Source organism: Sphingobacterium psychroaquaticum (assembly GCF_900177625.1).
Lineage (GTDB): Bacteria > Bacteroidota > Bacteroidia > Sphingobacteriales > Sphingobacteriaceae > Sphingobacterium > Sphingobacterium psychroaquaticum.
Window position 1 is genome coordinate 1 of sequence record NZ_FXAU01000012.1, and the last position, 9,391, is coordinate 9,391.

At 40.0% G+C, this 9,391-nt stretch carries 8 protein-coding genes; 3 read left to right on the forward strand and 5 right to left on the reverse strand.

Going from position 1 to position 9,391, the window contains the following annotated elements; all coding sequences use genetic code 11:
* Together B9Y69_RS18975 and B9Y69_RS18980 are read left to right on the forward strand one after the other, a co-directional pair.
* Positions 1-318 (forward strand): GNAT family N-acetyltransferase (locus B9Y69_RS18975; protein WP_144036632.1); only part of this gene is annotated, 318 nt, incomplete at its 5' end.
* A 210-nt stretch (positions 319-528) separates the two neighbouring features.
* Positions 529-996 (forward strand): hypothetical protein, encoded by a 468-nt coding sequence (locus B9Y69_RS18980; protein WP_085474576.1) that lies wholly within the window; start codon positions 529-531, stop codon positions 994-996.
* A gap of 247 nt (positions 997-1,243) precedes the next feature.
* Here B9Y69_RS18980 and B9Y69_RS18985 read toward each other — a convergent pair whose 3' ends face one another.
* Entirely contained in the window at positions 1,244-1,960 is a 717-nt protein-coding gene (locus B9Y69_RS18985) for a superoxide dismutase (RefSeq protein ID WP_085474577.1), read from the reverse strand.
* Between the two features lie 310 nt (positions 1,961-2,270).
* Between B9Y69_RS18985 and B9Y69_RS18990 the strand changes: the two genes are divergently transcribed.
* Positions 2,271-2,696: a hypothetical protein gene (locus B9Y69_RS18990; protein WP_085474578.1), complete on the forward strand. Its 426-nt coding sequence runs from the start codon at positions 2,271-2,273 to the stop codon at positions 2,694-2,696.
* 79 nt (positions 2,697-2,775) lie between these two features.
* Here B9Y69_RS18990 and B9Y69_RS18995 read toward each other — a convergent pair whose 3' ends face one another.
* From B9Y69_RS18995 to B9Y69_RS19010, 4 genes are all read right to left on the reverse strand, one after another.
* Positions 2,776-3,453, reverse strand: a complete 678-nt coding sequence (locus B9Y69_RS18995; protein ID WP_144036633.1) for a helix-turn-helix transcriptional regulator — start codon at positions 3,451-3,453, stop codon at positions 2,776-2,778.
* A gap of 136 nt (positions 3,454-3,589) precedes the next feature.
* Positions 3,590-5,530 (reverse strand): OmpA family protein, encoded by a 1,941-nt coding sequence (locus B9Y69_RS19000; protein WP_234991310.1) that lies wholly within the window; start codon positions 5,528-5,530, stop codon positions 3,590-3,592.
* 45 nt (positions 5,531-5,575) lie between these two features.
* Positions 5,576-6,580: a PorP/SprF family type IX secretion system membrane protein gene (locus tag B9Y69_RS19005; protein WP_085474581.1), complete on the reverse strand. Its 1,005-nt coding sequence runs from the start codon at positions 6,578-6,580 to the stop codon at positions 5,576-5,578.
* A 27-nt stretch (positions 6,581-6,607) separates the two neighbouring features.
* Positions 6,608-9,391, reverse strand: a 2,784-nt coding sequence (locus tag B9Y69_RS19010) for a DUF7507 domain-containing protein (protein WP_144036634.1), incomplete at its 5' end; no start/stop codon positions are given.

Genomic DNA, 9,391 nt, shown 5'->3' on the forward strand with positions numbered 1-9,391 from the left:
AATGAGGTGATCGGTTACTTAAAAATCAACTTCGGTCAATCCCAAACCGAATTAAAAGATGAGAAAGCCCTCGAAATAGAACGTATCTATGTATTAAAAGAATATCATGGCAAAAATGTCGGACAAGTCCTGTATCAAAAAGCTATGGAGATCGCCAAGGAAAAAAAAGCAGACTACGTTTGGCTAGGTGTTTGGGAAGAAAACCCGAGAGCGATCAGCTTTTACAAAAAAAATGGTTTTGTTGAATTTGATAAACACATCTTCAAACTGGGAGATGACGAACAAACCGATATAATTATGAAATTGAAAATGAGGTAAATGAATACCGACTACAAAATGGTATAATAAAAGACCAAGAGTTAATAGAACGAAATAAGCCGTTCCTCGATTTTCCTCACCAGCCAAATAGGAAAATTTAAAATCACGCCAAAAAAAAAAAAAATAACACACTGATAATAAAACATTTATTTACAATAAACGGAAATATATAGCATATTTGAAAATTGGTGATGCAAAATAAAGATAGTAATGGAAAAAGAGTTAAGTATACAAGAATTGAAACATGATATTTTAAGAAGATATGGTGGAAGAGTTAACTCCAGTGATTTTGGAATTATGGATATCATCATAAATTCGCCCAGAGGAGAAAATATATCCTTTGTACTACAACATTATTCAAGTGAGGAAATATCCTACAAGATTTTTTTTAAAGATTATATATCATTTCAAGTAAAAGACGATATGTTCACACCAGAAAAAAATCTAAAACGAACACAGTTTGACATTAATTATGATGGATTCCTTTTGAACAAATTACATGACACAAAATACTTGAAATTTTTGAAGGAAAATACAGATTTGCAGTTTTATGAAGACATACAGTATCCCGGCACAGAAAATGTTCAACAGTTCAGCATTTTTGAACAAAATCTTATAGTAGACGTAATTACAATTTCATTGCCCCAAATCACGTTGATAGAAAATTACAAAAAATAATATAGTAGATTGCGGCACAACGAAGGAGTATTTGTTAAACAGACATCCTCCTGTTTTTCACCAACTTTACTAAGAACCATCAAAAATATCTTTAACCAAACCAAATCCTATTTTAAAAGTATACATCAACATTGCACATGACAAAACAAAGAATTCTAATTCAAATACACCTATAATAACTTTATAAAACAAAAAGCCCCGGTACTATATTAGCCACCGGGGTTTTCTTTAGATTCTTATCGTTAAACTATTTTGCAGAGAAATTACGTTGCACCTGGTCCCAATTCACGATTGACCAAAAAGCAGTGATATAATCTGCACGTTTATTTTGATATTTCAAATAATAAGCATGCTCCCAAACATCGAGGCCCAAAAGAGGGGTTCCCTGTAAAGCGATCCCTTTCATCAATGGGTTATCCTGATTTGCCGTACCACCAACTTTCAATTTACCATTTTGAAGTACTAACCAAGCCCAGCCCGAACCAAATTGTGATGTCGCGACTTTCGTAAACTCTTCTTTAAACTTATCGAAACTTCCAAACTCTTTATCAATGGCTGCAGCTAATGCTCCGGTAGGTTTGTTATCTGCTTTAGGCGCTCTAATCGTTTTCCAAAATAATGCATGATTAAATGAACCGCCAGCATTGTTTCTCAATTTGGCACTATACTTATCTATATTCTTAAACAAGGCGATGTCACTCGTTTCCTTTACATTCTCAGCAACCAGTGCATCATTCGCATTTTTCACATAAGCACCATAATGTCTCTCGTAGTGAATTTGCATCGTCTGTGCATCAATCGCTGGCTCCAGCGCATCAAATGCATAGTTCAACTTTTCCTGTTCAAACTTCAAAGGAGATACATTTACCTCTATTTGATGAGTTTTGATCGGAGCAAACGACACCGTCATCCCCCCCAGAACCATAAAAAAACTAGCTCTTAAAAAAAAACTTTTACTATTCATTTTCCTTCTTTTTAATTAATCTGATGTTTGTCATACGGCTTTATACCTCCACTGATCTTCGTGAATTGTTACAAAAGCATTATAAAGATGATGATTATATCTTAATTCTCAAAAGTAATACCATAGATGTATAAAAACGATTACTTGCTTTTTACATTTACCTGATCACAACTTAACAAAATATGAGACACGAGTAAACACAGTCTATCAACTATTACGAAGCCATCATCAATCGCACAAAAGACTACGGTACATTATCTGACACTTTTTAACCATCTTTGTTTCTTTACGAAAACTTCAGCAACACGTCATGAAGACAAGAATAGTTATTGCTACCATTTCAATTGCCTCACTTATATCATCGTGTCATTCTGACAAGAATGATCATACAGTCTCGTATCATGCCATATATAAGCGAGACACTGCACGCTTAACATTGACTCGCTATAAAGATACTTTCTATGGAAAATTGAATATTCACCGCGCTGGAAATATAATCGACTCCGGAGAAGTACAGGGAAAAATAACAAAAGATACACTTACCGGAGACTACTACTACCGACCACACGGCACTTTTAGGAAGAAAAGACGTCCATTAGCGCTACTTGCTTCAGGAGACTCTCTCATACAAGGAAATGGAACAGAAATGGAATATATGGGAATTCCTTATTATGCAGAAGGAAGCATAGACTTTGATAGCGCCACCTTCATATACCTAAAATCGAAACTGAGATAGTACAAAAAGCGTCATCGATTTTCGATGACGCCGTATATAGAGTAGTTTATGAGAGTTCATTTATGTATTGCCAAATTAATTAGGCAACTAATTCATCCAGGTCTATACTCGTCTTTTTACGTAAACGCTGTTTAGACTTCTTCACCCCCTCCATAGAAATACCGAGTCTAAGCGCCATTTCTTTATTATTAAGCTTAAACTTCATCAGCGATAGCAACCGAAGTTCGCATTGTGTGAGATCTGGATATCGCTCAGTAAGCACCGGATAGAAATCGGGATAGATCTCGTTAAACCATTTTTTGAAAATCACCCACTTATCATCAGCTCGTAAATTCATTTGCAACATATGTTGTTTCCTCTTTTCCTGCTGGTCCTGAAAGTCGTAGTCAAATTCTATACGAAGCTTATCGTTTCCTTGTGGCAAATAGCTAGACCATCCGTTTCCAGTGAATTCATCTTCTCTCCCCACAAAAGAGGCCCGATCCACACCGTTTCGTTGCCCTGATTTACCACTTCTAAATAAAAACCATAGTAATACAATGAGCGAAATGTTACTGACAAAGAGCATCATAATAGCATAACCCTGTATTCGAAGTACATCCATATCATGCAAGGCAAGAAATTGTTCTTTTGGTAACAAATGAACAAACCCCTCATTACTGACATCGGTCAATGTGGCGAATCCCTTGTTTCCCCACTCTTGATATTGCTGGCCAATTCTATTTAGCAATTCCCCTAGGCTATCGTACACTTTCATAGGCATCACACTTAGGTTTGAGCGTTGGAAACACCGTCTTTACGTATATTTCCAAGAACTCTACTCCAATTTAAAAACAAAATATTATTACAAAAAACTATCATTTTAAAAAATGTAGATAACAAGCTACACCCTATTAATACTCTAAAATTTCAATCTCCGTCCTCCGGTTAGCTTGATGTTCTGCAGCAGAACAAGAAACACCGTTTGAACAGTGATTAACCAATCTTTTCTCTCCATATCCTTTGGCTTTCAGCCTATTTCGATCTATTCCTTGGCTCACTAAATAATCCACCGCACTTTGTGCTCTTTTTTGAGAAAGAGACTCATTGTAACGGTCACTGCCTCTACTGTCGGTATGACTGGATAGCTCAATACGCAATGTAGGGTTATCCCGCAATGTCCGAACAAGACCATTTAGTATAATCGATGCGTCCTTTCGGATGTTATATTTATCAAAATCGTAGTAGATATTTTCTAACACAAATTTATCTCCGGGTTTAGACACTGGCTGTAAACGCAATACGACCGAAAGCGTGGTATCCTTAATGGGATGTACTGCATCAACCAAAACCATATCCTCATGAAACCCTGTCTTCTCCGCCCGAATACTATAACTCTTATCAGCGCTTATATCAAAAGCAAATGCCCCTCGATCATCTGACAGCTTACGCGAAACCATCGTATTGTCTTTATCAAAAAGATACACCGCTGTTTCAGGTAGTAGGGCGTTGGTGTTCTTATTTACCGTTGTCCCGACCAGGCGAATATTCACAGGTGTAGGTACATCATTGAATGAATAGATATCATCTCCACCTGCCCCACCTAAACGGTTAGACGACAAATAACCTGAACGCGTAGTCCCCTTACTTTTTATGACAACAAAACTGAAGTCGTCTGATGCGGTGTTAATTGGATACTTAAGATTTTGTCGTCCCACAAATTGATTTCCTTTACCGGTTGCAACATACACATCCAGACCTCCCATCCCAGCAAATCCATTACTTGAATAATACAATTTATCACCGTGTATCGTAGGAAAAAGCTCATCTCCGACAGAGTTTACAGCGCTTCCCAGATTCTGCGGAGTACCCCATTTACCATCATTCTCCAAAAAACTACACCATATGTCAACTCCTCCTATACCACCAGGCATATCCGAAGCAAAATAGAGCACACGTCCATCGCTACTCAAGCTCGCATGTCCTACAGAGTATTTTTTCACATCGTTGTAAGCAAAAGGTTCCACCGTCCAGTCGTCTCCATCTTTAGTATAGATCATCAGCTCTAGGTTATGCTTCTTAAACTTCAGACCGTCCTTACGAAAGCGCTCGACATCTTTACCTGGATACGTTCGTGTTACATATAACACCTCGCCCGAAGCTGTCGATGCAACAGGGCCAATATGGTAAGCAGCATTATTTACAGCTCCTGAAAGAAGGTTATCGGCTTGTAATGCCAAAGTTTCCGCCGTTGTATTGGCTGACGCCAACCTAAGAAATGCATTCCCCGTCATCCCGCTCACCTTCATGTTATTATCCATTGGTTCTGTCGCGTAAAGCACTTGATTACCTTTCCACGGATATGCGGCAAACTGAGATAATGGGGTATTTATACTCCGTTCATTTCGGATATCTATTTTTTGGGGAGCTGCAATCCATCGAACGGCCGAATCTGCACCAGCAATCTCCAACGCAAGTTGATCAGAAGCACCATACTTAGTACGGTACGCTTCAAATTGCTTTTTCGCGGCATCGTACTTTCCATTCTGCTTTAGAGCTTGTGCATAATTCCAATGGGTCTCCGGTAGGTATCCCCCTTGCTGCATAGCACGAGCGTACCAATTTTCCGCCTGCTCATAGGCATTAATCTGCTGATAACACGCCGCGATATGCTCGAGATCCTGCGTCCTAACTTTCTTTTTATCGACAAGCTTTTCATATAATGTTGCCGCGCGAGCATATTCTCCCAATGTAAAATACTGATAGGCTCTTGACCTTATATCCGGTTGCTCTTGTGCGTAATGACGAGTCGATACTAGCACTAATAACAACAGGAGAAGTATTTCCCTTTTCATAAAAAGTATATTTTTCATAACGTCATTAATTTTAGGGCTATACAATTAAAAATATCTTGGACTTAACAATTTCACGACGGATTTTCCAAACGTTACTCCGAGGGTCACCTCATGACTACCATTTTGATTTCCGCTCATTTTATTCAACATCGCATCATACGAATAGCCAATCCTAAAACGTGGTGAGATATAAAACTGCGCTATAGCAACAACCGCATTTCGGGAACTTAACTTGGCAGCAGATTGATCCACATATTCACGATTAAAGATGCGGCTTCGTGTGCGATAGCCCCCGCCAATCCAAAACTTATTTTGGAATATAAACATTGCATTAACGTCCAATGATGTAGGACCTTTAAAATCGTCTTTAACCAATAAGCTTGGGCGTAAAGCTAAACCTGGCGAAAGATTAAATATTGCACCAGCAATAAAATAACCGTTTATCTTACGATACAAACTTTCCGTAGCTAGGTTATCAAACACAAAATCTTCATTATCATTACTTCCTGCAAAGAAATCTTGTACCGATACGCCCGCATACCAATTGGCATTGTAATAGTAGACTCCCAACCTAATATCTGGCTTCCATTTGGATATTTTTCCGTCCGGTAGATTTGGATCATTCGGATTATTTGGATCTAACATCGTACCATCTAGTGCGTATGTTGTCATCCCTCCTGCTATACCCAAACTTAGTCGCTGCGTATCCTCATCATCCAGTTGCAACCGCAAAGCATAGTTAGCATAAATTGATGTAGCGCTCTGTGCCCCAAGCTTGTCACCGGTAACTTGTAACCCCACACCATGCCTCCGATTTACAGGGTCAAGTACACCATCCACAGACACCGAGCCCGTTTTGGGCGCTCCCTTCCATCCTGTCCATTGACTCCGCAAAGCTAACTGTCCGAACCACTCTTCTTTATACCCTGCGTAGGCCGGATTAACGCTGAGACTATTAAAAATATACTGCGAAAACTGGATATTCTGCTGGGCGTAACCTTTGGTTACGACCAGCATTAATAACATCCCTATCTTAAAAAGCGTCTTCATGATTCTCAATTTTAATTGATTTCGATTTTATTTTTTAATCATTACCCAGCCTTTGTACGGCGTTCTTACTCCCCGATCTATAGTATGGATGATATAGTAATATGTACCATTATTCAATCCTTCACCACTCCAATCATTTCGGTAATTATCATTTCTATAAACTTCATTACCCCAGCGATTTATAATGATTACTTCTACACGATCCAACAGTTCAATTCCAATTATTTCAAAATTATCATTTGTACCATCTCCATTTGGAGTAAACACATTTGGTATTTTAAAATTATCAACTGGAACAACCTTCACTGTCACTGCATCGGTGCCTTTAACTTCTGTACCTTGTGGAGTCTTCGCCGTTACATTTACCACATTCTCAATAGTCGATTTATTCCGCAGATCATCTACAGTAACCTTGTAAACCGTGGTGATCGTCGTTGACTCACCTGGAGCCAATTTCTCAATCGTTCTGTTCAAGTTTGTCAATGGATCAACAACAACTACATTTATTAGCGGTTGATTTCCATCATTTCTGACTACAATGGTGTAAGAGATTTCGGCATCAAGTTCACCCACTTGGGTAACATCGGCTGTTTTCTCCACAACAAGTTTATTGATATACTTGATCGGAATAACCACCTCAGGGCTTGCTCCTTTGACGGGTACCTCTTGTTTATCGCGTCCCTCTACTCGTGCAATATTCTTCACTGTACCTTTGTCAAAATCAGCTTGTGTAACCTTGTAAGTAAGATTAATAACCACCTCTTCCTTCGGTGCTAAAGTTGCCAGTGTTCTTGACCAGTCACTGAACAGAATGTCTGTTACAACGACATTGTACAACATGGTGTTACCTGTGTTTTTCACTTTCAAGGTATACTTAACTTCTTCGCCGACTTGAACAATCTCTGCCCGATCTGCTATTTTTTCAATACTTACGCTTGGCAGTGCACAGATGTTAACGATCGTAGCCCCATCCGTATTTATACTACTTCCAGACAAGTCAATTACTTGTACCCCTGCAGGTGTAGAACCACGTACCGTAGCTTGGTTACTTACCCGTCCAGCATCGATGTCAGCCTGCTTAATGGTATACTCTGCGGTGTAGTTCCAAACCTCACCCACATCCAATTGACCATTGTTATTGGTATCACCACCAGTCAAAATTGGAGTCGTAAGTCCCACCAACGGATCATTTAATGTAATGTTACGTAGCGTGACATTTCCACCATTGCTGACCGCAAAACGATACGGTATCTTGTCTCCAACCTTAAGTTCGTAGCATCCTCTTTCACCGGTGCTAGGAAGTGCATGGTTTTTAACCACACGTATCGCACCACTTTGACTAATACTGGTTTCTACAGCATCCGTCACTGGAACCTCAACTTCGTGCGTAGTAACCGAAACGGTATTGATAACATTCTTACCATTATCCACACGTCCCTGATCCAACATGTAAGTAAATTGGTAAGTCCATGTCTCTTGTGCTTCTAAAATACCATTGGCAACACCGGATTCTACTGGAGATCCAATTGCGGTAATGGACATATCTGCCGCATTTTCTTGTTTCAGAATATCGACCACATTTACTTGGGTAAGATCATACGTACCTGTATTAGTAACCTTAATCTTATAAGTCAATAACTTCGGTCCTGTAACTGCTGTCTGATCAACTTCTTTTTCTACAGCGATACCGATCGACTTAACAATAATTTGTACTGGGATAATTCGACTTGTACATCCAGTTTCGTTATTTGTTTGCGATACATACGCGGTGAATACTCCAATAACATCTGTTCTTACTGACGCATTAAGAGATCTTGGACTGGTTCCGTTCATATCAGTGTACCATGTCAAAGTATGATTCGGAAGAGCCACAACATCATATGCTATTTCCGGACCACCACTAAATGTCGTTATAGTTTCTACGACCGGTGGCTCTGGTAAGGCATTGACCTTAACGGCTGCAGCACTAGAAGTACTAACAGTACCACACTCTCCGGTAACGACCACATAATAATACCGTGTGCCGACTGTTGTTGTGGTTGGCAAATACGTATCTGACGTCGCACCTGGTATAAGTGTACCGCCTGTCGTTGCATTTGTGCTATTACTATACCATTGGTACGTAAGTTCGCCTGTACCATCAGCAACCACCGACAAGACAGTAGCACCTCCACCTTCGCAATAGGTAGACCCTACCGGCGAAGACACCACTGTTGTCGGCTTATTCACTGTTATGGTCGCAATCGCTGAACGAACGTCTGCACCACAATCCCCATGAACGAGTACATAATAGTATTGTGTACCAACAACTGCAGTTGAAGGAATATAAGTTGCACTAGTCGCCCCAGTAATCAACGTACCACCTGTGGTGCTGTTGATCGTGTTGCTGTACCATTGGTAGGTAAGTGTACCGGTGCCCTCGGCTACAACAGAAAGTGCCGTAGCAGCTACATCCTTACAGTAAGTAGCATCTTCTGGTGATGTGGTAATAACCGTAGGTTGGTTAACCACAATGCTGACAACAGCGGAGGTTACATCAGCCCCACAATCACTGCCCACTACCACGTAGTAATATTGGGTACCAACTGTAGCCGATGATGGCGTGTAAGAAGAAGCGGTAGCTCCCGTGATCAACGTACCACCTGTGGTGCTGTTGATCGTATTGCTGTACCATTGGTAGCTAAGCTCGCCTGTACCATTGGCCACAACGCTCAATGGAAGAACCTCTGTATCCTGGCAATAGATACCACCCTCTGGCGATGTGGTAATAACCGTAGGTTGGTTAACCACAATGCTGACAACAGCGGAGGT